We start from the raw sequence: 26,241 nt of genomic DNA on the forward strand, positions 1-26,241 counted from the left end.
CGCTCTCTCCTCATCTTGCGGCCACCTTCTCCGAATGGCATCCCGCTTGTGTAGCGTCTGGGGGAGGCACTGCAAGCCAATTGTACGATAATTGGCTTGAAGGCTTTGAGGGGCAGGCGTACGCAAGAAGCAGGCAGACGGACAAACGCCTGCAACACCGGAGGGGTGGGCCGACGTGCAACAGGAGTTAGGGCGTAACCTTACCTATGGTCTCCAGGAGGTGCTGGGACGGGCCATCGTCGTGGGCTATTACAACGACCGGCCGTTCCCGAACGAGGCCGATATCGTCAAGGAGCATGGCGTCAGCCGCTCGGTGACGCGCGAGGCGGTGAAGATGCTGGCGGCCAAGGGGCTGCTGGGTGCGCGGCCGAAGCAGGGCACCTTCGTGCTGCCGCAGGAATCCTGGAACCTGTTCGATACGGACGTGCTGCGCTGGCTGTTGGAGCGCAAGCTGTCGATCGACCTGCTGCGCCACTTCAACGAGCTGCGCGTGTCGGTCGAGCCGGCGGCGGCGGCGCTTGCGGCCCGGCGCGCGGGGCCCGACCAGCATGCCGCGATCCTCGCCGGGCTGGACCGGATGCGCGCTGCCGAAAAGGGACGCGACGAGACGCTGGACGCCGACATCGCCTTTCACGTGGCGGTGCTGCGGGCATCGGAAAATCCCTTCTACATCCAGTTCCGCGACGTGGTGGCGACGGCGCTGCGGACGTCGATCCGCTTCACCAACCGGATCGCGGGACGCTCGGCCAGCATCGCCGACCACGCCGCCGTCTACGAGGCGATCGTCGCCAGGGATGCGGAGCGGGCGCGGCTTGCCATGGCCAAGCTGATCGACGACGTGCTGGTGCTGATCGAAGGCGTGGGGGGAGAGGCCGCCGCGGCCTGAACCGTCCGCGCGCCGCATGGCGGCGAGCGGTGGAACTTCCCGGGCGCCATCGCGCTGAACCGCCGACGAGCCGGGAGACAGGCAGATGAACGCTGAACGCACCACCCATGCCGCCGCCGACGCGAGCGGGGCTGCTGCGGCCCGCCGATCCGGACGCGCCTGGAAGATCGGCGCGGGCATCGCGGTGAGCGCTGCTGCCGTCGGGCTCGCCTATCGCCACCTCTCGGCGCACGAGCATCGGGACCGCGAGGTCGCCTATCCGCCGCTCGACACGCCCAAGCCGCTCGCCGACGACATCTGGATCGTCGACGGTGCACCCATCGCACCCATGGGCATCACCCTGCCGGTCCGCATGACGGTGGTGCGGCTGGAGAACGGCGACCTCTGGCTCCACTCCCCGATCCGCTACACGCCGGCGCTCGCGAAGGCGCTGGAGGCGATCGGGCCGATCCGGCATCTGGTCGCGCCGAACATCGCGCACTGGACCTTCCTCAAACCCTGGCAGGAAGCCTATCCGGACGCGACGACGTGGGGCGTTCCGGGCCTTCGGGACCGGCGCCAGGTGCGCAATTCGGGGCTGCGGATCGACCGGGACCTGCAGGATGCGGCGGAGGAACTGTGGTCCGCCGAGCTGGAGCAGGGGATCGTGCCTGGCGCAGCCGGCTTTCGCGAGGCCTATTTCTTCCACAAGGCGAGCCGCACGCTGTTGCTGGTCGACCTGGTCGAGAACCTACAGCCGGAGAAGCTGCCGCCCGTTACCCGCATGGCGATGGCGGCAGCCGGCGCGACCGACGGGACCACGGCACGCTATCTTCGGGTGCTGATCCGCTGGAACGGCGACGAGGCGGCGGCGAAGATCCGCGGCCTCATCGATCGGGATCCGGAGCGGGTGGTCGTCGCCCATGGAGCGATCTTCGCGGGGCGCGGCGCCGAGCACCTTCGCCATGCCTTCGCCTGGCTTCTGGCAGATCGGGCTCGATAGCATCGCAGCGTCTTGCCGAACCACTCGACAGGCGAGCGCAGGTCCAGGGTGCGGCAGCGGGGCCGTGCGGTTCCGCAACTCCCGCCAAGGGGGATAACATAGATGAGTTACCGTTCCACGGCGCGTGGGTAAGCCGCTTCCCTGAAGTGAGGGGAACACGGGTGCACGACGGACAGCAAAGCGGTGAAGTGATGTTGATCCGCCGTCTCGGCAACTATGCTCGCCTGACGGCCGAAGACGAAGCCGCGATCCAACAGGCGCTGGCCGTCCCCGTCAGGCGTGCGCATGCCCGGCGCGACATCATCGCCGAAGGGGCGGTGCCGCGGGCGGTCTTCCTGATCGTTTCGGGCTGGGCGTGCCAGTTCAAGACGCTCGAGGACGGGCGCCGACAGATCGTGGGCTTCCTGCTTCCGGGCGACTGCTGCGATCTCAACAACCTGGTGCTGAGGCGGATGGATCACTCCATCGGCGCGTTGACCGACGTCCGCTATGTGGAGATCCCGGGGGAGGCCATCCAGCTTCTGACGCGGGACCATCCCCGCATCGGCAAGGCCCTGTGGTGGCAGATGCTGGTCCATCTTTCGGTGCAGCGCGAATGGACCACCAATCTTGGTCAGCGGAATGCCATGGAACGCCTCGGCAGCCTGTTGTGCGAGCTGGCGCTGCGGCTGCGAGACGTCGGCCTTTCGAACGGGGAATGCTATGATCTGCCGCTGACGCAGACCGATCTCGCCGATGCGACCGGATTGACCTCGGTCCACATCAACCGGACGCTCCAGCAGTTGCGTGCGTCGGGGCTGATCAGCCTGTCGGGCCGCGTGTTGCGCATCCCCAATTTCGCCGCACTGCAGGAAGCGTCGCTGTTCACGCCGGACTATCTGCACCGCGCACAGCGTGATGCGCGGCAGAGCCATGGCACGGTCGGCACCGCGGATCTCGCGTAGCCGGAGGGGTTGGGGCTGGTTCGAGACCTCGGCCCGATCCTCCGTCATCGACGAATTCGATCAACGCGACAGGATTTCATCACTTCCCTCGCGCCCCCCGCCTCCCTATTTCATTCGCATCCGCAGCATGGAGTTTTTGGAATGGGAATCATTGGTAGCTCGCTGAAGCCGTTCACGACGCAGGCCTACAAGCAGGGCAAGTTCCTGGAGGTCAGCGACCGCGACGTAGCGGGCAAGTGGGCGGTGTTCTTCTTCTATCCGGCCGACTTCACCTTTGTCTGCCCGACCGAGCTGGAAGACCTGGCCGACAACTACGCCGAGTTCCAGAAGCTGGGCGTCGAGATCTACAGCGTCTCGACGGACACGCACTTCAGCCACAAGGCATGGCACGACACCTCGCCGGCGATCGGCAAGATCGACTTCACCATGCTGGGTGACCCGGCCGGCGTGATCACCAACAACTTCGGCGTGATGCGCGACGGTGCCGGCCTCGCCGATCGTGCGACCTTCGTGGTCGATCCGGAGGGCGTGATCCAGTTCGTCGAGATCACCTCGGAAGGCGTCGGCCGCAACGCCGTCGAGCTTCTGCGCAAGATCAAGGCCGCGCAGTATGTCGCAGCGCACCCGGGCGAAGTCTGCCCGGCGAAGTGGGAAGAGGGTGAAACCACGCTCGCCCCGTCGCTCGATCTGGTCGGCAAGATCTAAGCTGCCCAACGCCTTTGGGTAACCAGGCGGCCCGGGGTGAATCCGTTCGCCCCGGGCCGTTTTGTATCAAGTTTCCGGAGTTTCCCCATGCTCGACGCCAATCTGACGCAGCAGCTCAAGGCCTATCTGGTCAACATTCGCGAGCCGATCGAGCTCGTCGCTTCGCTCGGGACCGACGCAAAGTCGCGCGAGCTGGGTGAGCTGCTGAACGAAATCGCCGCACTTTCCGACAAGATCGCCGTCGTCGACGGTGACGATGCGCGCAAGCCCAGCTTCCAGATCCGCCGCACCGGCACCGACATCGGCGTCCGGTTCGCCGGCATTCCGATGGGCCATGAGTTCACCTCGCTGGTGCTGGCGCTGCTCCAGGTCGGTGGCCACCCGTCGAAGGCTGCGCAGGACCTGATCGAGCAGATCCAGAACCTGGACGGCGACTATGCCTTCGAGACCTATTTCTCGCTGTCGTGCCAGAACTGCCCGGACGTGGTGCAGGCGCTGAACCTGATGAGCGTGCTCAACCCGCGCATCAGCAACGTCTCGATCGACGGATCTCTGTTCAAGGACGAGGTAGAGGCCCGCAAGGTGATGGCGGTGCCGACCGTCTATCTGAACGGCGAAGTGTTCGGCCAGGGCCGCATGGAGCTGGAGCAGATCGTCGCCAAGATCGACAGCGGCGCCTCCGCGCGTGCGGCCGAGAAGATCAAGGCGAAGGACGCGTTCGACGTGCTGGTGGTCGGCGGTGGCCCGGCCGGTGCCGCGGCCGCGATCTATACGGCGCGCAAGGGCATCCGCACCGGCGTGCTGGCGGAGCGCTTCGGCGGCCAGGTCCTCGACACCATGGCGATCGAGAACTTCATCTCGGTGCCGCATACCGAAGGGCCCAAGCTCGCCGCGCACCTGGAGCAGCACGTCAAGGACTATGACGTCGACATCATGAACCTGCAGCGTGCCGACAAGCTGATCCCGGCAGCCCAGCCGGGCGGCCTGCACGAGGTGCGGCTGGAGAATGGCGCATCGCTGAAGGCGCGCACCGTGATCCTGTCGACCGGTGCCCGCTGGCGCCAGATGAACGTGCCGGGCGAGGATGCGTACAAGAACAAGGGCGTGGCCTATTGCCCGCACTGCGACGGCCCGCTGTTCAAGGGCAAGCGCGTGGCAGTGATCGGCGGCGGCAATTCCGGTGTCGAGGCGGCGATCGACCTGGCCGGGATCGTCGCGCATGTGACGCTGATCGAATATGACACGGACCTGCGCGCCGACGCGGTGCTGCAGCGCAAGCTCGCCAGCCTGCCGAACGTCCAGATCATCACCTCCGCGCTCACCACCGAGGTGACGGGCGACGGCGAGAAGGTCACCGGCCTCAAGTACAAGGACCGCAACCACGGTTCTGCGCACGAGATCGCACTGGAAGGCATCTTCGTGCAGATCGGCCTGGTGCCGAACACGGAGTGGCTGAAGGGCGCGGTGGGCCTGACCCAGCGCGGCGAGATCGAGATCGACGATCGCGGCGAAACCTCGCAGGCCGGGATCTTCGCGGCGGGCGACGCGACCACGGTGCCGTACAAGCAGATCGTGATTGCGATGGGCGAGGGGTCGAAGGCGGCGCTGTCCGCGTTCGATTACCTCATCCGGCTGAACCCGGCGGATCTCGCCGAGGCGGCGTAAGGGTTGAGCGGCGCGGCCGGTGGGTCGCGCCGCTTTTTCTTTTTTGCCCGTATTCCTACGCAGGCAGGGATCCAGGGCCAAGCAGAACAACCAGCGTCGGCGTTTGGAACCCCGGGCTCCTGCTTTCGCAGGAGCATTGTGGAGGCCCGGGCGTCAGTCCGTCTCCCGCGCCACGCCCTGTTCCAGATAGGCGGCGAGCGGTTCGATCATCTCCTTGGGGATTCGGCGCGCGATCACCGGCATCGTCGCCTGCGACTGGCGGGCGTCGACCTCGACTTCCTCGCCCTGCCAGTGGTGCAGGCGGCTGGCGACATATCCGGCCTTCTGGCCCTCGATCACCGGCGCGCGTCCCCCCGGCTTGTGGCAGGAACGGCAGGCCGGAAGCTCCTGCCCGGGAATCCCTTGCGAGACCAGGCGCGCGGCGGCGGTGGCTTGGACGGGAGATCGGGAGCGCAACCCCGGCATGGCGGCGAAATGGCGCGCCAGGGCCTGCATCTCGGCGTCCGACAGCGTGACCGCGACTTGCCGCATCACGGCGCTCTGGCGATCCCCGCTTGCATAGCCGCGCAGGGCCGCGAGCAGATAGCCGGGTTGCTGCCCGCCCAGCACCGGAACATCGTCGGCACCGCGCCCACGCCCATCGGTGCCGTGGCAGCCGGTGCAGGAGCGCAGCGTCGCATCGGAGACGCCGGCGACTGGCGCGGCAGGCGCTTCCTCCGTCAGCGACCGGTATTGCGCGGGCGTCATGTGCGGCAGTCGGCGGACGAAGGCGACCATGCGGCGGATCTCGTCCGGACGGTCCTTTGCGGCCCAGGCGGGCATGCCCGTGAACTTGACGCCGTGCTGGAGGATCCAGAACAGCTGGCGGTCGTCCCATTCGCGCGCGTTGATCGAGAGGTCGGGCGCATGGGGGGTGGCGGCCCGCATCACCGGCGACGGCGGCACGCCGGGCGCCCCGTGGCAGACGGCGCAGCTGTTCTTGAAGTGGCCCGCGGCGCTGACGAGCCCAAGGTCGTCGCGAGGTGCCTTTTCCGCAGCGAAGGCGGCGTGGGTGCGCACCGAATTGCGCATCGTCCAGTGAAGGAACCAGTCGGTGATCGCCCAATGCCCGCTGGAGGCGGCGACGTTGAACGCGCCGGACCAGGCGAAGAGCAGGCCCGCCGCCGCCAAGCCCAAGAGCGCCGCGAGCGCACGGCGCCAGGTGATGCGAAGGGTCATGCCCGTGCCTCCTGCCGGATCAGGCCGCCGAGCATGGCCAGCGCGCCCAGCAGATAGCTGGCGCCGCCGATCACCAGCATCACGACGCCGCCGAGCTGCTGGTCCTCGATCGGATCAAGGCCGGCAAAGCTGCCGTGCATCGCCATCATCGGGTAGAGCGGGCGGGGCGCCAGGCCGATCAGCGCGCCCAGCAGCGTCATGTGCATCGAAGTGAGCAGCAGCGCCCCGATGCCGCTGACGCGCCGATCGCCCCCGGCGCCGAGCACCGCGGCCCACAGCAGGATGCCGGCAGCCAGGAAGCTCAGCTGCTCCAGCACCAGCCACGCGAGCTGCGTGTCCGCGAGCGCCCGCATCGCGGGCAGGTGCCAGCCCCATACGACGGCCAGCTCGACCAGAGACATGGCGAGCGGATGCACCAGCCGCGGCGCGCGCAGGGCGAAGTCATAGCGCGTGCCGACCACGCCCCAGGCGAGCAGGGGCGCCGCGATGGCGACTGCGATCATGTGCCCGGCCATGTGCCCGACCATGCCGAGCCCGAGCGCCGACAACAGCCAGCCGAGCGCCAGCAGCGCGGCACCGGCGAGGAGGCTCCCGCGCTTCATCGGCAATCCTGGAGGAAGAGTACGGGCATGGCGGTGAACACCACGCCTGCAAAGCTCAGGCCGGACAGCAGCAGGGTCGCTTTGGCGAGGAAGCGGACGCGATCCACGTCGGTTCCCGATTCATGCGGCGGCGGGTCTCCGGGGATGCGGGACTGGATGTGGGCGAGGATGCCGGCCAGCGCGATCAGCACCAGTGCGAGGACGGTCCCGATCGCAAAGGCGGCGGGGGAGTCGGCGAAGCTGCCGAGCTTGGCGCAGCGCACCGCCGCCCAGAGATAGGAGAAGAGGAAGTGCGCCGCCCACAAGGTCGGCGGAATGATCAGCGTCCACAGCGTGACCCGCAGCGCCCGGACGCGATCGCGTAGACCCCGCTTCATGCGACCTCCGGAAACCAGCCGATCGTCAGGTAGGTGACGATCGCGGTGAGCGCGAGGAAGTGCTGGAAGACGGTGATGTTGCGCAGGTCCGCATCGTGCGTCGGCGTCATCCTGCCCGCCAGGCTGCGCGCCAGCGTGTAGACCTGCATGATCGCGCCGATGCCGTTATGGGCCGTGGTCCAGATGGCCAGCGTCCAGACGATGGCCGGGTAGACGTGGAGCGTGGGGTCGAGGCCGGTCGACCAGGGGCCGGCGAGCCCCGCTGCGAGCCCGCCGAGCGAGGCGAGGGGCGCCGCCACCAGCAACATGCGGGCGAGCGCAACCCGGCCGCGGGCATGGACCTCGCGTGCGGCGACGGTCGCAGCCCAGCTCGCCAGCGTCAGCCCCAGCGCCACCATCGGCCAGGCGATGCCGGGCCCGTCGAGGCCGGCGCCCGACGGCGGAAACGCGGGATGCACGGTCCAGTAGAAGTAATAGCCGAAGACCAGCCCCGAGAAGGCGGTCGCATCGGCCATCATGGTGATGAACATGGCCCACCAGCCGGAGGAGGAGGGCCCGGAGAGGTAGAGCGGCAGTTCCAGCCCATGGCCGATGGGCTTGCACGGTTTCTCCGGTATTTCCGCGGTGCCGGTCCACAGCCAGGCGAGCACCAGCGCCAGCGTCGCGAGACCCGAGAGCAGGGCCAGCCAGTAGAGATGGTAGGTGGTGAGGATGAACACACCGCCGAGCGCCACCGCGGTCAGCATCGGCTTCACGCTCGGGGTGCCGAGGCGGACGACCTGGAGCGGGCGCGCGTCGAGGACGGTGGTGACGATCGTCTCCCGACGCCCTTCCTCCGCATCGGGCAGGAAGTAGCGGCCTTCGTCCACGTTCCGCACGAAGCCGGGCTGGTCCCAGATGGGGTAGCGGCTCTCGATCAGCGGGATCGAGCGCGTGCCCCAGTTCTCGCTGTTGGGCAGCGTCAGCCATTCGAGCGTGCCGGCCTCCCAGGGGTTGCGCCGTGCCTTGGGCCGGGTGGGGGAGAGCGCCAGGTCGATCACGACCAACGCAACGCCCGCCGCGAACAGATAAGCCCCGGCCGTCGAGGCGAGGTTGAGGCCACCGATGCCGAGTTCGGCGGGATAGGTAAACACGCGCCGCGGCATGCCCATCAGCCCGGAGAAGTGCATCGGGAAAAAGGTGAGGTTGGCGCCGACGAACATGATCCAGAAGGCGGTGCGGCCCAGCCGGTCCGACAGCTTCTTCCCCGTCACCAGCGGCCAGTAATAATAGAGGCCGGCGAACAGCGGAAGGAGCGTGCCGCCGATCAGCACATAATGGAGGTGGGCGACCACGAAATAGGTGTCGTGCGCCTGCCAGTCGAACGGCACCACCGCCACCATCACGCCCGTGAGACCGCCGATCACGAAGATGGCGAGGCTGCCGGTGGCATAGAGAAGCGGCGTCGACCACACGACGCGGCCGGCCCATAGCGTCGCCAGGAAGCAGAAGATCTGAACGCCGGTCGGGATCACCACGGCCTGCGAGGCGGCCGAGAAGAAGGCGAGGCTGATCTTGGGCAGCCCGGTCGCGAACATGTGGTGCACCCACAGGCCGAAGCTGAGGAACGCGGTGCCCACCGCCGCCAGCACGATCCACGGATAGCCCAGCAGGTGCCGGCGCGCGAAGGTGGGCACCAGCATCGCGAACAGCGCGATCGAGGGCAGGAAGATGATGTAGACCTCCGGGTGGCCGAAGATCCAGAAGAGGTGCTGCCAAAGGAGCGGATCGCCGCCGCGCGCCGCATCGAAGAACGGCCAGTCGAGCAGCCGCTCCATCTCGAACAGGACGTCGCCCGCGATGAGCGGCGGAAAGGCGAACAGGATCATCACCGCCACGACCAGGATGTACCAGGCGTAGAGCGGCATCAGGTTGAGGCGCATGCCGGGCGGCCGGCATTTCAACACGCCGACGATCAGCTCGACGGCGGCGGCGACCGACGACACCTCGATGAACGACAGCCCGAGCATCCAGATGTCCGCGCCCAGGCCGGACAGGTCCTTGCGGGTGGTGAGCGGCGGGTACATGAACCAGCCGCCGTCGGGGGCCGCGTTGAAGAAGATCGAGCCGGCGACGAAGACGCCGCCGATCAGGAAGCTCCAGTAGCCGAACGCCGAAAGGCGCGGGAACGGCAGGTCGCGCGCGCCGAGCAGGCTGGGCAGCAGGATGATCGACACCGCTTCGAACATCGGCACGGCGAACAGGAACATCATCATCGACCCGTGCAGCGTGAACAGCTGGTTGAAGGTCGAGGCGGAGACCAGGTCGTTTTCAGGCGCCGCCAGCTGGGTGCGCATGATGAGCGCCAGCACGCCCGCGAACAGCATGAAGGCGAAGGCGGTGAGCACGTACCAGTTGCCGACGCGGTTGTTGTTGCAGTCGGTCCAGCGGAAGAACCAGCCCTTGGGCGCTTCCCATACGGCGCGCAGCCGTTCCTCCTGGGCGCGGCGGACCGCGGGGTCGTTCTGTGCGTCGGCGGTCATTGCAGGCCCTGCAGATAGGTGGCGATCTGCCGGGCGTCGTCGGGCGGCAGGTGGGGAAAGGCGGGCATGCGCGCGCCCGGCTTCGCATCGTCAGGCTTGCGGATGAAGCGGGCGATCGCCTCGGTCTCCATCGGCAGCGTGCCGGCAGCGACGCGCAGGCGGCTGCCGAAGTGGGTGAGATCGGGGCCGATCGTGCCGAGCGCGCCGGTGCCACGGACCGTGTGGCAGCCTGCGCAGCCATTCTCGGCGAACAGCGCCTGTCCCCGCGCAGGGGCGGGGGCGGCGGGCCTCCTCTGGAGGGCGAGCCAGCGGTCGAAGGCTGCCGGTTCCATCGCGACCACGTCGAGCGCCATGCGGGCGTGGGAGAGGCCGCAGAACTCGGTGCAGGCGCCGCGATAGCGACCGGGCACATCGGCGCGCACCACCAGTTCGTTGGTGCGGCCGGGGATCATGTCCATCTTGCCCGCGAGGCCGGGGATCCAGAAGCTGTGGATCACGTCGGACGCCTTCAGCTGGAAGGCCACGGTGCGGCCGACCGGGATGCGCACCTCGTTGGCGGCCGTGACGGGCGGAGTCCCTGCGGGCTGGTAGGCGACCCGCCACCAGAATTGCTCCCCCGTGACAGTGATGCGCAGGTCGGCACGGGAGACCGGCCGCGGGCGCATCATCGGCAGCGCGTAGAGGAGCAGCGCGAACAGGACCAGCGTCGGCACCAGCGCACCGAGCACCAGCACCAGGCGCATGCCGCCCTTGTGGCTCAATCGCCCTTCGGGTGCGCGCACCGCAGCCACCCAGAGGCCGGCGAGGGCCACCAGGATGACGACGGACCCGACCACCAGCACCAGCGTGAGGTGGCGGACCTGCTCGGCTTCGGCCCCGAACGGCGCCAGGGCGGACTGGTGGCGGTTGCAGCCGGCGATCAGCAGGGTGGCTGCCATCGCGCCAAAGATCCGCCGTGCGCGCCGCATGACACCCTTTTCACAGCGCCGCACGCGGCGCGCCCCGACCTTATACTTGTACACGACCGCAACGCCTGCGGACGCGCTTCGATCCGGCAGACACAAAACGTAAGGAACGGGTGGAGCGGCACCGCGGTGCCGCCCCGAAGGTCAGCGGGCCGCCTGCACCTGCGGCTGCTCGACCGGCACCACCGGCAGCCACACCGCCGTCGGCGCGCCGGCGTTGTGCTCAATCGTCACCGTCGCCTTCTGGAAGTCGGCGGGCTTGGCGAAGAAGATGTTGGGCACATACTTCTGCGGGTTACGATCGTAGAGCGGGAACAGCGTCGACTGGATCTGCACCATGATGCGGTGTCCCGGCTGGAACACGTGGTTTACGGTCGGCAGGCGGAAGCGATAGCGCTGTACCTTGTTCGCCGGGATCGGCGCCGGCTTCTCGAAGCTGTCGCGATAGCGGCCGCGGAAGATGTCGAGCGCGATCGGCAACTGGTATCCGCCCATCTTCGGGTCGGACGCGACCTCGTCCGGGTAGACGTCGATTACCTTGACCACGAAATCGCCGTCGGTGCCGGTGGTGCGGGCGAACAGGTCCGCGATCGGCGCACCGGACACGCGGGTCGGGGCGGTCAGCACCTCCGTCTGGTAGGTCAGCACGTCCGGCCGGCCGTCGACCGAGCGCTGGTCGCTTACCAGCCACTCCTTCCAGCGGGCGGAGTCGGCGAACGATACCGGCCGCGCGAGATAGGGCACCGGCTTGGCGGGATCGGAGACATAGCTGTCGCTGCCCCCGGCGGGCTTGCCGAACGACAGGCCGTAGTTGCCCTGCAGATACAGCGGCGTCAGCGGCCGTGCGCAGTCCTTTTCACAGGCGAGCGGCCAGGTGGCGAGCCGATCCCAGTGGTTCGCACCGGTGTTGTAGATCAGCACCGGCGGCGCCTCGTACGCCGGCGCATTGTCGCGCAGATAGCGGTTGAAGAAGGGCAGCAGCACGTCGCGGCGGAACTGGAGCGCGGTGTCGCCGTCCCACTTGAGCGGGCCGAGCGAGGAGCCGTCGTAGTTGACCTGGCTGTGCCGCCACGGGCCCATCACCAGGTGGTTGTTGCCGGCCTTGCCCACGGCCTTGAGCGCTTCCCAGCTCATGATCGCGCCGTACATGTCCTCCTGGTCCCATAGGCCCTGGATCCACAGCGTCGGCACGTTGGAGGGGTTGGCCGCGACCATCTTGTCGAGCGCCTGGCCCTGCCACTCCGCATCATAGGCGGGGTGCTCCGACATGCGGCGCCAGAAGGGGAGCTGGTCGAAGCCGGACTGCTTGGCCCAGGCGCCGGCCGAGCCGATGCGGCGGAACGTCTCGTAATCGTCGAGTCCGGTCGAGGCGGGCTGCTTGCCCGCGCCCTTGAAGCCGCTCTGCGAGCCGATCCAGCCGATGTTCGCCTGGCGGAAGGCGCCATAGTGGAACCAGTCGTCGCCCATCCAGCCGTCGATCATCGGGCTCTGCGGGGCGGCGACCTTGAGCGCGGGGTGCGGCCCGAGCAGCGCCATCACCACCGTGAAGCCTTCGTAGGAGGAGCCGAGCATGCCGACGCGGCCGTTGGATTCGGGCAGGTTCGCCTTGTTCACCAGCCAGTCGATCGTGTCGTAGGCGTCGGTGACGTGGTCGACCTTGGTGCGGTTGAGCGGGCCTATCACCGGGCGGGTCACGACATAGTGGCCTTCGGAGCCGAACTTGCCGCGAATGTCCTGGAACACGCGGATATAGCCGTCGTTCACGAACACTTCGTCGCCCTGCGGCAGCGCCGACAGCATCCGGGGGCTGTCGGTGCGCGAGGCGCGGCCCGAGGCGTTGTAGGGCGTGCGGGTCAGCAGGATCGGCGCGTTGGTCGCCCCCTTGGGCACGATGATAACGGTGTGCAGCTTCGTCCCGTCGCGCATCGGCACCATGATCTCGCGACGATCATAGTCGTAGGCGGTAGTCGGCATGGTGAAGTTGGCGGGGATGTCGCCGGTGCTGGCCTCTGCCCGGGTGTCGACGTCCTTGGGGGCGGGCGGCGCCACCTGCGCGGTGAGGGCGGCGAACAACATCGGGGCGGCAAGCAGGGCAGGGCGCAGGCGCATCGGCATATCCTTGGGTGCGGCGCCCGAGGATCTGGGGGCGCTGGCCGCATTGTTGCGGCGCGGGGCGGCGGAGTAAAGTGGGTTGGCGTCGCTTGTTCCTGCCGTGCTCCTGCGCAGGCAGGAGCTCAGGGTTCCGAGCGCTACGGGACGTTGTGCTGCTTGGCCCGAGGCTCCTGCCTGCGCGGGAGCACGGGTGTGGTTAGGCCTGCAGGCGCTCCGCGTGCCAGGCGATGTGGTCGGGCAGGAAGGTCGAGATGAAGTAATAGCTGTGGTCGTAGCCCGGCTGCATGCGGAGGGTGAGCGGGATGCCGGCGGCGGCGCAGGCTTCGCGCAGCAGCTCCGGCTTGAGCTGGTCCAGGAACCCGTCGGCGTCGCCCTGGTCGACAAGCAGTTCGGACAGGCGCGCGCCGTCGGCGATGAGGGCGCAGGCATCGTGCACGCGCCACGCGGCCAGATTGGTGCCGAGATAGCCGGTCAGCGCCTTTTCACCCCACGAACACCGCATCGCCGAGGCGATCGGCGCAAAGGCGGAGACGCTGCGGAAGCGGTCGGGATTGCGTAAGCCGATCGTGAGCGCTCCATGCCCGCCCATCGAGTGGCCGGTGATCGATTGGCGCGTCATGTCCGCCATCGGGAACTCGGCCGCGATCAGCGCCGGCAGCTCGTCCTCGACATAGGTTCGCATGCGGAAGTTCGCCGACCACGGCGCCTGCGTGGCGTCGAGGTAGAAGCCGGCGCCCTGGCCGAAATCATAGCCTTCCGCATCCGGCACGCCGTCGCCGCGGGGCGAGGTGTCGGGCGCGATGAAGATCACGCGGTGCTCGGCACAGGCGGCGCGATACTCGCCCTTCTCCGTCACATTGGCGTGGGTGCAGGTGAGGCCGGAGAGATACCAAAGCACGGGCAGCCGCTCGCCCGGATCGTGCGCGGGTACATAGACCGAAAAGGTCATCGGGGTGCCCGTTGCCGAAGAGGCGTGGCGGTACACGCCCTGGGTGCCGCCATGTGCCTTGCTGGTGGAGACGGTCTCAAGTGTCATGGAGCGCCTTTCGATCACGCGATGCGGTGCGCGGCGCAGAGCTTGTTGCCGGCCGGGTCGCGCAGATAGGCGAGGTACAGCCTCCGGCCGCCGGTGGCGTTGCGGATGCCCGGCGGGTTCTCGATGGCCGTGCCGCCGTTCGCCAGCCCCGCGGCGTGCCAGGCATCGGCGGCTTCGGGCGAGGCGGCGGCAAAGCCGATCGTGCCGCCATTGGCATAGGTCGCGGGTTCGCCGTCGATCGGCCGTGTCACCAGAAAGCGGCCGCCGGCATGCGCGTAGACGACGCGGCCCCATTCATCGACCACGCCCGTCGGGATGCCGAGCGCGCCAAGCGCGGCGTCGTAGAACGCCTTGGACGCCGCGACGTCGTCGGCGCCCACCATGACGTGGCTGAACATCAGTAGACCACGACGCTGCGGATGCTCTCGCCTGCGTGCATCAGGTCGAAGCCCTTGTTGATCTCTTCCAGAGACAGGACGTGGGTGATCATCGGGTCGATCGCGATCTTGCCGTCCATGTACCAGTCGACGATCTTGGGCACGTCGGTGCGGCCCTTGGCGCCGCCGAAGGCGGTGCCGCGCCAGTTGCGGCCGGTGACCAGCTGGAAGGGGCGGGTGCTGATTTCCTTACCCGCCTCGGCCACGCCGATGATGATCGAGGTGCCCCAGCCGCGGTGGCATGCCTCCAGCGCGGTGCGCATCACTTCGGTATTGCCAGTGCAATCGAAGGTGTAGTCGGCGCCACCGTCGGTGAGCGCCAGGATCTCGTTGATGACGGTCTGGCGATCCTTGCCGCGGCCGTCGATGAAGTCGGTCATGCCGAACTGGCGGCCCCAGCTCTCGCGGTCCGGGTTGATGTCGACGCCGATGATCCGGTTGGCGCCGGCGAGCTTCGCGCCCTGCAGCACGTTGAGGCCGATGCCGCCCAGCCCGAACACGACGATGTTGTCGCCGACCTGCACCTTGGCGGTGTTGACCACCGCGCCGACGCCGGTGGTGACGCCGCAGCCGATGTAGCAGCTGGTCTGGAAGGGCGCGTCCTCGCGGATCTTGGCGACGGCGATCTCGGGCAGCACGGTGAAGTTCGAGAAGGTCGAGCAGCCCATGTAGTGAAAGATCGGCTGGCCCTTGTAGGAGAAGCGGGTGGTGCCGTCCGGCATCAGCCCCTTGCCCTGGGTGGCGCGGATCGCCGTGCACAGATTGGTCTTGCCCGACAGGCACGACTTACACTGGCGGCATTCGGGCGTGTAGAGCGGGATGACATGGTCGCCCGGCTTCACGCTGGTGACGCCTGCGCCCACCTCGCGCACAATGCCGGCGCCTTCATGGCCCAGCACAGACGGGAAGATCCCCTCGGAGTCCAGGCCGTCGAGCGTATAGGCATCGGTGTGGCAGATGCCGGTGGCCATGATCTCGACCAGCACCTCGCCCGGCTTCGGGCCTTCGAGATCGAGTTCGACGATCTCCAGCGGCTTCTTCGCTTCGAAAGCGACGGCGGCGCGTGTCTTCATGGGGGTACTCGCGATGCAGAGGCGGGGGATTTCCCTGCGATAGCGAAACCGAGCGACGGCGCAAAGGGCGGGACTGCTGCGCATCGGGGTCGGCGACCCTATCTATGGGGCACGCGGCCCTAGCTGGCGCGTTGGGAGCGACATGGAAACGGTACGCCAGACGATTGCGAAGCAGGTGCGGGCGCTGACCGGCGCGGGGGACGGGGCGATCGACCTCAGCCGCCCGCCGGGCGACGACGGGCTGTTCGGCCCTGCTTCGGTGTGCTGGCGCGTCCACGGCGACTTCACCTCGATGATGATCGGCGGGACGGCGGCGCTGATGCTGCAGATGCTCCACCCGCTGGCGCTCGCCGGTGTGTGGGACCATTCCAACTTCCAGCGCGACATGCTGGGGCGGCTGAAGCGCACGGCGCAGTTCATCGCCGGCACCACCTATGGCGCGACCGGAGAGGCGGAGCGGCTGATCGGCCGGGTGCGGGCGATCCACGACCGGGTGCACGGGACGCTGCCGGACGGCACGCCCTATGACGCCAACGACCCGGCGCTGCTGACCTGGATCCATGTGGTGGAGGTGCGGATGTTCCTGTCCGGCTATCTCCGCTATCGCAATCCCGCGCTGACCGCGGCCGAGCAGGACCGTTATTTCGCGGAATATGCCGAGGTCGCGCGGCGGCTGGGCGCTACGGACGTGCCGACCAGCCGGCGCGAGATCGACCGCTATCTGATGGATGTGCGGCCGCAGCTGCGTTTCGACGATCGTACGCGCACCGTGCTGCACGCGCTGCTGTCGCAGCCGGCGCCGAACCTGGCGATGCGGCCGTTCGGGGACCTGACGATGCGCGCCGCGATCGACCTGTTGCCCCCCTGGGCGCGCACGATGCTCCGTCTGCGCGAACTGCCGGGCGAGGCGCCGCTGGTTCGCGCCGGCGCGCGCGGGGTAGGGCGCGTGCTGCGCTGGGCGCTCAACGGCCGCAATGCGGAGGCGCAGGCGCGGCGGGCGTGAGGGGTGAACTGACCCGCCGCTAGTTTTTTCGTCAAAGCCGCGTGCGCTGCGCGAATGGATGCTGACTTCCGTCAGCATGCCGGGTGGGGGGGAGGATCCGGCGCCATTCCGCGGCGACCATGGGTTCCCGGCGCAGGCAGGGATCCAGGGCCAAGCAGAGCTACGGCCGCTGGCGCCTGGAACCCTGGGCTCCTGCCTGCGCAGGAGCATGGCGGGGCTTACGGCAGCGCCGCGCAAAGTTCGTCCACCCACGGCTTTGCGACCCCGTCCGAAGGCGCGCGCCAATCGCCGCGGGGGCTGAGCGCACCGCCGCCGGAAACCTTGGGGCCGTTGGGGATCGCCGAGCGCTTGAACTGGCTGGTCTGGAAGAAGCGCCACAGGAAGGATTCGAGCCAGCGGGCGATCGTCTCCAGGTCGTAGGCGTTGCGCTTGGCGTCGGGGAAGTCGATCGGCCAGGCGCCGCCTTCGCTGTCCTTCCAGGCGTGCCAGGCGAGGAATGCGACCTTGGACGGCGCCAGCCCTTGCCGGACGATGTGGTGCAGGAAGAAGTCGTGCAGCTCGTACGGCCCGACCTTGCTCTCGGTGCTTTGCAGCTGGCCGTCGTCGCCGGCGGGCACCAGCTCGGGCGAGATTTCCGTCGCGAGGATGGCGTCGAGCACGGTGTTGGTGGACGCGTCGAACTGGTCCGTCTGGATGGCCCAGCGGATGAGGTACTGGATCAGCGTCTTGGGCACGCCGGCGTTGACGGCATAGTGGCTCATCTGGTCGCCGACGCCATAGGTGCACCAGCCGAGCGCCAGCTCCGACAGGTCGCCGGTGCCGAGCACGAAGCCCTCGCGCTGATTGGCGAGGCGGAACAGATAGTCGGTGCGAAGCCCCGCCTGCACATTTTCGAACGCGATGTCATAGACCGGCTCGCCGCGCCCGAAGGGGTGGTCCATGTCGGCGAGCATCTGGCGCGCGGCCGGGCGGATGTCGATCTCGTCCCCGGTGATGCCGAGCGCGTTCATCAGCGTCCAGGCATTGGCCTTGGTCCCCTCACTGGTCGCGAAGCCGGGCATGGTGAAGCCGAGGATGTCGGATCGCGGACGATCGAGCCGGTCGAACGCCTTGGCCGCGACGATCAGCGCATGGGTGGAGTCGAGCCCGCCCGACACGCCGATCACCAGCCGCTTGGCACCGGTCGCGACGATGCGCTTGCGCAGCGCCTCCACCTGGATGTTGAACGCCTCGTAGCAGTCCTCGTCCAGCGACACGGGATTGCTGGGCACGAACGGAAAGCGGTGGACCTGGCGCTTGAGCCCGACGTCGGCGAAGTCCGGCTGGTGCGCGAAGCCGATGCGGCGGAAGCGGGTTTCCGGGTGGCCCGACGCGGCGGCGGCGTCGTTGAACGTGCCCATGCGCATCCGCTCCAGCCGGATGCGGCCGGCGTCGACGTCGGCATAGATGGTCGCGTCCGCACTGGCGAAGCGGTGCGAGGCGGCGAGCTGCTCGCCCAGTTCATAGACCAGCCCCTGGCCGTCCCACGACAGGTCGGTCGTGCTCTCGCCTGGACCGGCGGCGGAGTAGACATAGGCGCCGACCGCGCGTGCGGACTGGGCGGCGCACAGCATCTCGCGATCGCGCGCCTTGCCGACGACGATGTTGGAGGCGGAGAGATTGCACAGGATCAGCGCACCCGCGAGCGCGCCCGCGGTCGAGGGCGGGGTGGGCGCCCAGAAATCCTCGCAGATCTCGGCATGGAAGACGAAGTCGGGCAGGTCCTCGGCCGCGAAAATTAGGTCGGTGCCGAACGGCGCGCGCTGGCCGGCGACGTCGATCTCCAGCCCGGTGAGGCCCGCTCCTTCGGCGAACCAGCGCTTCTCGTAATATTCGCGGTAGTTGGGAAGGAAGCTCTTGGGGACGACGCCCAGGATGCGACCGCGCGAAACGGCAACCGCGCAGTTGTAGAGCCGGCCGTTGCGGCGCAGCGCTGCTCCCAGCAGCAGGACCGGGCGCAGATCGGTGCTGGCCTCCACCACCTGCGCGAGCGCCGCCTCGGCCGCATCGCACAGCGCGTCCTGCAGGTGCAGGTCGTCAATGGCATAGGAGGAGAGATTGAGCTCCGGGAAGACCAGCAGGTCCGCCGCGGCCTCGTGACCTTGCCGGGCGAGGGCGATCGTCGCCTCGGCATTGGCGGCCGGGTCTCCGGCAGTGGCGAGCGGGGTGCAGGCACCGACGCGGATGAGGCCGTGCCGGTGGATCGAATAGAAGCGGTGTTGCGTCATCATGCGAAGCGTAACGCGCGAGACGGCGAGAAGCTACGTCACCCGTTTTCGCGCGTTGCGGCTTCGCCTCGGATCACGCCTTGCCGGCGTAGATCATCCGGCCTTCGCCCAGCATCGCGAACACCTGCGGCAGGTCCTGCTCGCCGACCGCGAAGCAACCCTGGCTGCGGCCGAGCATGCCGTGGGTCTTGAGCATGTCGGGGTTGGCGTACCAGGCGCCGTGGATCACGATCGCGCGATCCCGGGCGTTGTCGTTGGTCGAATCGAGGCCGATCACGCGCTGCGACCGGCCGTGCTTGCCGACGTAGTAATCGGCGGTGACGAAGGCGCCCTCGCAGGTCGCGTTCGAGTTCGGCTGGTTGGAGAAGCGCTGGAGCCGGCCCGAATGCGCCGGATCGGAGCCGCTGCCGTGGGAGACGAGCAGGCGCGTGACGTTCCCGTCCTCCAGGTCGATGAACTGGAAGCGGTGCTCGCTGGACGGCGCGTCGAAATCGGCGATGGCGATGCGGTCACGGCGGCGGATGGTGTCGCCATGTGCGTCGAGCGCCGCAATCGCGCGGTCGAACAATTCAGGCTGCACGCCGCGGGGCGCGGAGACGCTGGCGGCCTTCGGCTCGGCAAAGATGCGCTGGCGGACCGGGGTCGGCACGGCGCGCGGCGCGGGGCGATCGGTGCCACCCAGCGTGCTGCGCGTCACGGCAAAGGCGCCGAGTGCGGCGATCGAACCCAGCATTGCGCGGCGCGAGCGAACGGTGTCGTCAAACTGCATCCTGCCTCCAAGAGAAGATGGTGAGGACAGCGGCCCATCGGGGCCGTCGTGCGCTCTCAAGTATCTAATCTGGGGCCATTTTCTGCAAGTTCAACCGCCCCGGGGATTGCCCGGGCCGTCGCGTTCCGAAGCCCTTGCGGCTCAGTCGACCGGGGCCAGAACGCGCGCGATCGTCGCCTTCAGCTGGTCGCCGGTGAAGGGCTTGGTGAGGACCGGGAGCGGAACGCTGCCGTCCTCCACATCGGCGAATCCCGTCACGAGGATCGCGGGCAGGCCAGGTCGCCGCTCGCTCGCCACCCGGTAGAGATCGAGCCCGGAGATGTCCGGCATGGCATAGTCCGTGACGAGCAGATCGATCGCGGTGTCGCTCTCGAGCGCGTGCAGCGCCGCCTGGGCGCCGTCCGCCTCGATCACCTGGTGCCCGGCACCCGTCAGATGCGCGACGAGCACGGCGCGGACTTCGGCGTCGTCCTCCACCGCCAGCACCCGCAGCGAAGGGGTGTCCGCCGTCTGGGCGGCGACGGCGGCCGCAGCCTCCACCGGCTCCAGGCGCGGGAACCACAGGGTCACCGTCGTGCCTTCGCCGACGCGGCTGTCGATCGTGACGGTGCCGCCGGACGCTTCCGCCATGGCGCGGACCATCGGCAGGCCAAGGCCCGTGCCCTCGCCATGCGGCTTGGTGGTGAAGAAGGGTTCGAACACGCGGTCGCGCAGATGCTCGGGGATACCGGCACCATTGTCGCGCACCGCGATGCGGATGCAGTCGCCTGCATGCGCCAGTTCCGGCGGCGCGGGGGCGCGGGCGCTGGAGATGACGATCTCCCCGCCGTTGGGCATCGCGTCGCGCGCGTTGATGCACAGGTTGACGACCGCGAGCTCGAACTGACCCGGATCGGCGTGGATCGCACCGTCCCCCTGGAGATCGAGCGCCAGGGAGACGCGACCGGCCATGGTGCGGGCGACAAGCTCCTCCAGGTCGCGGATCGCCGCGTCCGGGCGGAAGGTCTCGGCGGCGAGGTCGCGCTGGCGGCTGAAGCTCAGCAGGCGCCGGGTGATCGCCGAGCCGCGTCCGGCAGCCGAGCGCGCGTTGGCGAGGAAGCGGGTGAGCCGATCCGGCTTGTCCAGCGAGCGTTCGGCGAGTTCGAGGTTACCAAGGATGGCAGCGAGCAGGTTGTTGAAGTCATGCGCGATGCCGCCTGCCAGCGTTCCGAGCGCCTGGAGCTTCTCGGCCTGGTGGAGGCGGCGGGCGGCGAGGCGACGGTCCGTCTCGTCCGATTCGATCTTGAGCAGGTGGCGGTCGCTGTCGCTCGCACCGAAGGGGATCCGGCGGACGCGGGTCCAGCGCTCGTCCTCATCCTCGCCGCCGCTCTGCAGATCCTCCTCCGAGTAGCTGCCGCTGGCGAGCGCCGCCTCATCCTTGTCGCGCGCATCGCCCGCCGTCGCGTTCTCGGCACGGTCGTGGTTGCCGCGGATCAGGCGATGGTGCCGGTCGAGCACGGAGATCTGGTCGGCCGACGCCTGCATCAGGCCCAGGAAGGCGGATTGTTCGAAGCGGAGCGCAGCGCGCAGCTGCTGCCGCTCGGCGGCGGCGGCGACCATCGCCCGCAGCGCCTCCGGCTCCCACGGCTTGGCGGCATAGCCGCTGATCGCGCCTTCGTTGACGGCGGACACGACCGCCGACAGGTCTGCATAGCCGGTGAGCAGGATCGCGTCGGCGTCGGTGTAGGGGCGCGCGCGGGCGAGGAACACGTTGCCCGGCATCTCCGGCATTCGCTGGTCGGAGATGATCACCGCCAGGTCCGGGTTGGCCTTCACGATCTCGAGCGCCGCCACGGGAGAGGTGGAGGACAGCAGCCGGTAGCGGTCCTCCAGCAGGTCCTCCAGCGCGACGAGGATCTCCTGCTCGTCGTCGACGACCAGAACCTTGGGCAATTCGGAATCGTTGAAATCGGTCATTGTCGATGCAGGGGTACCGCCAAGAGGAAGCGGGCGCCACCTTCGTCGCCCGAATCGATCGTGATCTCGCCACCGTGCGACCGCACGACGCCATAGGCGATCGCGAGGCCCAGGCCCGTGCCGGAGCCCACGTCCTTGGTGGTGAAGAAGGGTTCGAACACCCGCTCCCGGACCTCCGGCGGGATGCCGGGTCCGTTGTCGGTGATCGCGATGAAGAAGCGGTCGTGGTTCGTCGAGGTCTCGATGACGATCCGGCCGCTGGCGGGGTCGACTGCGTCGACCGCGTTCGAGATGATGTTCATCACCACCTGGTTGACCAGCGCGGGCGAGCTTTCGAGCGTGCGGACGGGGCCGTAGCGCCGCTCGATCATGACGGTGGCGGGAATCTTCGGCTGGAGCAGCGTCAGCACCGAATCGATCGCCTCCGGGATGTCGACCAGTGACCATTCGCCGTCGTCGAGGCGCGAGAAGCGGCGAAGCTTCACCACCAGATCCTGGATGCGCACCAGCCCGGTGCGGATCGAACCCAGGCGTTCCGCGGCCTTGGAGAGCCGCTTCGCGCGGGCGTCGCCCTCGGCCGTCGCCGCGTCCTGCACCGCGCGCTCCACGGTGGAGTGGTGGGCGAGGATGAAGGCGAGCGGGTTGTTGATCTCGTGCGCGATGCCCGCGACCAGCTCGCCCAGCGACGCCATCTTCGCGGACTGGACCAGCTGTGCCTGGGTCTCGCGCAGCTGGGCGTTCGCGGCCTCCAAATCGCGGTTGGCGGCAGCGAGGGCATCGCTCGCCTCCGCCTGCGCGCGTGCATGGGCGAGCGCCAGCTCGCGCTCCCGCTCGCGGGCGGCGCCTGCCGCCTCGTCGTCGCGGGCAAGCTTGCGGCGGAGGATCGAGCGCACCCGCACGAGGAGCATGTCGCGCTCGTCCCGGCTGGGAAGCACGTCGTCGGCACCCGCGCCGAGCCCGGCAAGCGTCTGTGCGGGATCCGCGATCTCGGCGAGGGCGGCGATCTCGAACCCGGCGTTGTCCGCCTGTCGCTGCCGGTCCAGCGCGCGGACCCAAGCGAACGGGTCTTCGCCGTCGGGCGCGGAGCCGACGAGGACGCCGTCGAACTCCTCCTCCGCGACCGCGGCGAGCATCGCCTGCTCGTCTCCCGCGACACTGACCGCATGGCCGTCGCCGGTCAGCAGCCCGCGCAGCCAGTCGCGGTAGATCGGGTCCGCCACCGCCACCAGCAGCCGTGCCTGGCGAAAGCCGCCTGCCGCGCTGTGGCCGGGGATGGCGCGCCGCTGGCGGAGCAGCGAGCGCATGCGCGACACCAGCAGCTGCGGCCCGCTCGCCTTGGGCACATAAGCGTTGGCGCCGCTGTCGAGCCCCTGGCGCTCCACCTCGCTCGCCTCGTCGCTGGTGAGCATGATGATCGGCAGCGTGCGGGTGTGGCCCGTCTGGCGCAGGATCCGCACCAGCTCGTCACCGTTCATGCCGGGCAGGCGGTAGTCGACCACGAGAAGGTCGGGCAGCGCCTCGTTGAGGCTGACCAGCGCGTCCTCCGCCGTACGGGTTCGGTCGACGGTGAAGCCGAAGCCCTCCAGCGTTCGCCGGAAGACCAGCGCCTGGGTATCCGAATCCTCGACCAGCAACAGGTGCGGCGACGCGTCTTCGCTCACTGCACGACCTCGCGCGCCAGGATCCGCTTCACATGGGGGCCGATCAGATCGAGCGGCAACGCCAGCGCGCCCTGGCGCACCGCGGCGGCCGGCATGCCGTTCACCACTGCCGTGCTCTCATGCTCCGCGATCGCGGCACCACCTGCGTCGACCAGCTGGCGGACGCCCGCAGCCCCGTCCTCTCCCATGCCGGTCAGGACGACGGCGAGCGCGGCACCATCGAGCGCAGCCGCGGCGCTGGTAAACAACACGGTCGCGGCCGGCCGCTGGCCGCCGACGGGCGGCGCCTCCGACAGCCCCAGCTTGCCCGAAGGCATCAGGGTCAGGTGCCGGTCGCCAGGCGCCACATAGATGGTGCCCGGCTGGGGCAGGACGGCGGCGCGGGCGAGTTCGACCCGCTGCGGCACGACGCTGTCCAGCCAGTTGGCGAACCCGTCCATGAAGGCGCCGCCCATGTGCTGGACCAGCAGCACCGGCAGCGACAGGTCGGCGGGAAGGCTGTTGAACAGCTTGGCCAGCGCCTGAGGGCCGCCGGTGGAGGCGGCGCACAACAGCATTCGCGGCGCGATGCGCGGCCGCCCGGCGGTCGGCGTGCCGGCAAGCGGCGTGCGCATGCGTCGGCGGACCACGGCCACCTGGCTCATGATGACGAGCTGGGTGCGGATTTCGGCGGCGATGGTGCGATATTCGGGATCGGCGACCCCGACCGGCTTCTCCACGGCGGCAAGCGCGCCGGCACGCAGCGCATCCATCGTCGGGTTGAGCTGCGTGCGATCGAAGCTGGCGGAGATGACGACGATGGGCGTCGGCTGGTCGGCCATGATCTGGCGCGTCGCCTCCAGCCCGTCCATGCCGGGGAGGCGGATGTCCATCGAGATCACGTCGGGGCGGATCGCCGCCAGTTGCGCCAGCGCCTCTTCGGCGCTCGCGACGGCGGCCACCACTTCAAGCCGGGGGTCGCCTGCGATGATGTGCGTGAGCAGGGTGCGAACGACGAGCGAGTCCTCGACGATCATGACGCGGATCGGGCGCGTTGCCATGGGTCAGACCAGCTGCTGCACGACGGAGATCAGCGTCCCCTGGTCGAACTCCTGCTTCGTCACATAGGCATTCGCACCCAGCTGGAGTCCACGCTCGATATCGTCCGGGCTGTTGCGCGATGTCATCATGACGACGGGAAGCGCTTGCAGGGCCGGATCGTTCCGTATTGCCGTCAGCAATCCGAAACCGTCCATGCGCGGCATCTCCACGTCTGCCACCACCAGGTCGATCGGCTCGATCCCGGCGCGCAACTGCTCCAGCCCGGCGAGGCCGTCGACCGCGATCAGGACGCGGTAACCCTGCGCTTCCAGGATGCTCTTTTCGAGGGTGCGGGTGGTGATCGAATCGTCGACGACGAGCACCGTGCGCTGCACCGGCCGGGTCGCAGGCGCGATGCGCGGACGGCGGCGGGGGCCGGATGAGTCCGCGGCGAGCAGCGTCTCGGGCTCCAGCACGAGCGCGATGCCATCCTCCAGCAGCACCGTTCCCCAGATCAGCGGCAGGTCGGCCGCAACCGCGGTCGGATCGCCCACCACCAGCGAGCGGACGTCGTCGAGCGCGTCGACCAGCAGCACGCGCCGCTGGTCGGAGCCCTCGATCACTACTGCAGGCCGAGCGCCGTCGGGCGCTTCGGAAGCCGGCAGGCCGAGGAGGTCGGCCAGTTCGGCCACCGGCACCGCCTCGTCCTCCAGCATCAGCACCGCACCGCCCTCGGTACGATCGAACGCGTCGGGGGTGAGGCGTAGCACGCGATCGACGCTGGCCGCGGGGAGGGCATGCCGCGCGCCGCCGGCTTCCACCAGCAACAGCGCCTGGCGGGCGAGGGCGAGCGGCACCGACAGGCGAATCTCGGTGCCCGTCGGGCGGCCGGGCAGGATGCGGACGCGGCCGTGCAACCGACGCACCGTCTCCGCCACCACGGAGAGGCCGATGCCACGGCCCGAAACCTCGTCCACCGTGCTGCTGGTGGAGAAGCCCTGCTCGAACAGCAGCGCGTAGAGGGCGCGGCGGGATGGGGTAGGCGCGCCGGCGGCGATCAGCCCCGCCTCCCGCGCGCGCCCCTCGATCGCCTTGGGATCGAGCCCGGCGCCGTCGTCGCGGATGACGATGTTGAGGCGACCGCGGTCGGTGGTCGGGAGGACGCTGATCGTGCCACCCTCCGGCTTGCCCGCCCGGGCGCGCACCGCCGGCGGTTCGATCCCGTGGCTGATCGCATTGCGCAGCAGGTGGAGCAACGGCTCGCGCAGCGCCTGGAGCACGCGGCGATCCGCCTCCGCCTCGATCGGCTCCATGGTGAGCTCGGCGAACTTGCCCTGGCTGGCGGCAAGGTCGCGGACCATGCGCTCATGACCTTCGAACAGGGTGGCGACCGGCAGCAGCAGGATGCGTTCGGCGTCCCGCTCGATGTTCGCGGCGGCGCGATCGAGCGCCCAGCGCTGGCGTCCGACCTCGCGGCGCAGCCGTTCCGTGCTGCCGACCAGACGGGCGATGCGGCGGGCAAGCTCGCTGTCCTGGGTGGCAGGCATGTCCGCCAGCTCGGCCCCGAGCACCTCGACCATCTCCATGATCCGATCCTGCTCGGAGATGTGGTTCGCGAGATCGTGGACCGAACGCGCGAGCCGCTCGACGTGGCGGCCGGCGACATGCACGCGGCCCGCCCCCGTCGAGGATGCCGGGGCGGCCACCTCCGGCGCGTCCTCTTGCTTGGTGTCGCTGCGGGCGCCGTCCTCGATCGCGTCGGCCAGCGTGCGCAATTCGGCGAGGGTGGTGGCGTCGAGCGTGCGTTCCCCGCGCTCGGCGGCGAGCAGGATGGTCTCGGCGGCATGAGCGGCCGCTTCGGTCGCCGGCAGGTCGACGGCGCGCGCAGCCCCCTTCAGGCTGTGGGTGCGGCGGCTGAACTCGCGCAGGTCAACCGGCCGGCCGGCGGCGGCATCCGCAAGAGCCTGGCGGATGCCGGCCATGTGCTCGGCAAGCTCGGCGGCGAAGGCCGCGAGCAGTTCTGCGCGGAGTTCGTCCACCC

The 26,241-nt window shown here is 68.9% G+C and carries 21 protein-coding genes; 6 read left to right on the plus strand and 15 right to left on the minus strand.

Annotation, left to right across the window (positions count from 1 at the left end):
- Positions 1-175: 175 nt before the first annotated feature.
- The 5 genes from EO081_RS02070 (at position 176) to ahpF (ending at position 5,182) form a co-directional block, all read left to right on the plus strand.
- Complete coding sequence (locus EO081_RS02070) at positions 176-886, plus strand: FadR/GntR family transcriptional regulator (protein WP_129340286.1); 711 nt, start codon at positions 176-178, stop codon at positions 884-886.
- 85 nt (positions 887-971) lie between these two features.
- Complete coding sequence (locus EO081_RS02075) at positions 972-1,868, plus strand: DUF4336 domain-containing protein (protein WP_129340287.1); 897 nt, start codon at positions 972-974, stop codon at positions 1,866-1,868.
- A gap of 191 nt (positions 1,869-2,059) precedes the next feature.
- Entirely contained in the window at positions 2,060-2,812 is a 753-nt protein-coding gene (locus EO081_RS02080) for a Crp/Fnr family transcriptional regulator (RefSeq protein ID WP_129340288.1), read from the plus strand.
- Between the two features lie 141 nt (positions 2,813-2,953).
- Positions 2,954-3,517: an alkyl hydroperoxide reductase subunit C gene (gene ahpC / locus EO081_RS02085; protein ID WP_125959837.1), complete on the plus strand. Its 564-nt coding sequence runs from the start codon at positions 2,954-2,956 to the stop codon at positions 3,515-3,517.
- An 87-nt stretch (positions 3,518-3,604) separates the two neighbouring features.
- Entirely contained in the window at positions 3,605-5,182 is a 1,578-nt protein-coding gene (gene ahpF / locus EO081_RS02090; RefSeq protein WP_129340289.1) for an alkyl hydroperoxide reductase subunit F, read from the plus strand.
- Between the two features lie 153 nt (positions 5,183-5,335).
- Here the strand turns inward: ahpF and EO081_RS02095 are convergent, their stop codons facing one another.
- From EO081_RS02095 to EO081_RS02135, 9 genes are all read right to left on the minus strand, one after another.
- Positions 5,336-6,400 (minus strand): c-type cytochrome, encoded by a 1,065-nt coding sequence (locus EO081_RS02095; protein WP_129340290.1) that lies wholly within the window; start codon positions 6,398-6,400, stop codon positions 5,336-5,338.
- A complete protein-coding gene (locus EO081_RS02100) occupies positions 6,397-7,002 on the minus strand; it encodes a cytochrome c oxidase assembly protein (RefSeq protein WP_129340291.1) in 606 nt (201 codons plus the stop codon). Before EO081_RS02100 ends, EO081_RS02095 begins: the two co-directional genes overlap by 4 nt.
- On the minus strand, positions 6,999-7,379 hold the full coding sequence (locus tag EO081_RS02105; RefSeq protein WP_129340292.1) for a hypothetical protein: 381 nt from the start codon (positions 7,377-7,379) through the stop codon (positions 6,999-7,001). The genes EO081_RS02100 and EO081_RS02105 overlap by 4 nt, the downstream gene beginning before the upstream one ends.
- Positions 7,376-9,901 carry a cytochrome c oxidase subunit I gene (gene ctaD / locus EO081_RS02110; RefSeq protein WP_129340293.1) on the minus strand — a complete coding sequence of 842 codons (2,526 nt, stop codon included), beginning with the start codon at positions 9,899-9,901 and terminating at the stop codon, positions 7,376-7,378. The genes EO081_RS02105 and ctaD overlap by 4 nt, the downstream gene beginning before the upstream one ends.
- Positions 9,898-10,839, minus strand: a complete 942-nt coding sequence (gene coxB / locus EO081_RS02115; protein ID WP_129341397.1) for a cytochrome c oxidase subunit II — start codon at positions 10,837-10,839, stop codon at positions 9,898-9,900. Before coxB ends, ctaD begins: the two co-directional genes overlap by 4 nt.
- A 171-nt stretch (positions 10,840-11,010) precedes the next feature.
- Positions 11,011-12,975 carry a CocE/NonD family hydrolase gene (locus tag EO081_RS02120; protein WP_129340294.1) on the minus strand — a complete coding sequence of 655 codons (1,965 nt, stop codon included), beginning with the start codon at positions 12,973-12,975 and terminating at the stop codon, positions 11,011-11,013.
- Positions 12,976-13,174: 199 nt separating this feature from the next.
- Positions 13,175-14,014 carry an S-formylglutathione hydrolase gene (gene fghA, locus EO081_RS02125; protein ID WP_129340295.1) on the minus strand — a complete coding sequence of 280 codons (840 nt, stop codon included), beginning with the start codon at positions 14,012-14,014 and terminating at the stop codon, positions 13,175-13,177.
- A 14-nt stretch (positions 14,015-14,028) separates the two neighbouring features.
- Positions 14,029-14,412, minus strand: coding sequence for a VOC family protein (locus tag EO081_RS02130; protein WP_129340296.1), 384 nt, complete (start codon positions 14,410-14,412; stop codon positions 14,029-14,031).
- The gene (locus EO081_RS02135; protein ID WP_129340297.1) at positions 14,412-15,524 is read right to left on the minus strand and encodes an S-(hydroxymethyl)glutathione dehydrogenase/class III alcohol dehydrogenase; all 1,113 of its coding nucleotides are present in this window, start codon (positions 15,522-15,524) and stop codon (positions 14,412-14,414) included. The genes EO081_RS02130 and EO081_RS02135 overlap by 1 nt, the downstream gene beginning before the upstream one ends.
- A gap of 142 nt (positions 15,525-15,666) precedes the next feature.
- Between EO081_RS02135 and EO081_RS02140 the strand changes: the two genes are divergently transcribed.
- Positions 15,667-16,527, plus strand: coding sequence for an oxygenase MpaB family protein (locus EO081_RS02140; protein WP_129340298.1), 861 nt, complete (start codon positions 15,667-15,669; stop codon positions 16,525-16,527).
- A gap of 218 nt (positions 16,528-16,745) precedes the next feature.
- Here the strand turns inward: EO081_RS02140 and EO081_RS02145 are convergent, their stop codons facing one another.
- The 6 genes from EO081_RS02145 to EO081_RS02170 form a co-directional block, all read right to left on the minus strand.
- Positions 16,746-18,797, minus strand: a complete 2,052-nt coding sequence (locus EO081_RS02145) for an NAD(+) synthase (protein ID WP_129340299.1) — start codon at positions 18,795-18,797, stop codon at positions 16,746-16,748.
- Between the two features lie 70 nt (positions 18,798-18,867).
- On the minus strand, positions 18,868-19,563 hold the full coding sequence (locus tag EO081_RS02150; protein ID WP_129340300.1) for a murein L,D-transpeptidase catalytic domain family protein: 696 nt from the start codon (positions 19,561-19,563) through the stop codon (positions 18,868-18,870).
- Between the two features lie 141 nt (positions 19,564-19,704).
- The gene (locus EO081_RS02155) at positions 19,705-21,519 is read right to left on the minus strand and encodes a response regulator (RefSeq protein WP_129340301.1); all 1,815 of its coding nucleotides are present in this window, start codon (positions 21,517-21,519) and stop codon (positions 19,705-19,707) included.
- Entirely contained in the window at positions 21,516-23,180 is a 1,665-nt protein-coding gene (locus EO081_RS02160) for an ATP-binding protein (protein ID WP_129340302.1), read from the minus strand. The genes EO081_RS02155 and EO081_RS02160 overlap by 4 nt, the downstream gene beginning before the upstream one ends.
- Positions 23,177-24,220, minus strand: coding sequence for a chemotaxis protein CheB (locus EO081_RS02165; protein WP_206364337.1), 1,044 nt, complete (start codon positions 24,218-24,220; stop codon positions 23,177-23,179). Before EO081_RS02165 ends, EO081_RS02160 begins: the two co-directional genes overlap by 4 nt.
- 3 nt (positions 24,221-24,223) lie before the next feature.
- Positions 24,224-26,239 carry a hybrid sensor histidine kinase/response regulator gene (locus EO081_RS02170; RefSeq protein ID WP_129340303.1) on the minus strand — a complete coding sequence of 672 codons (2,016 nt, stop codon included), beginning with the start codon at positions 26,237-26,239 and terminating at the stop codon, positions 24,224-24,226.
- Positions 26,240-26,241: the final 2 nt, after the last annotated feature.

The sequence above is a fragment of the Sphingomonas desiccabilis genome, assembly GCF_004135605.1.
In the GTDB taxonomy this organism is placed as follows: domain Bacteria; phylum Pseudomonadota; class Alphaproteobacteria; order Sphingomonadales; family Sphingomonadaceae; genus Sphingomonas; species Sphingomonas desiccabilis.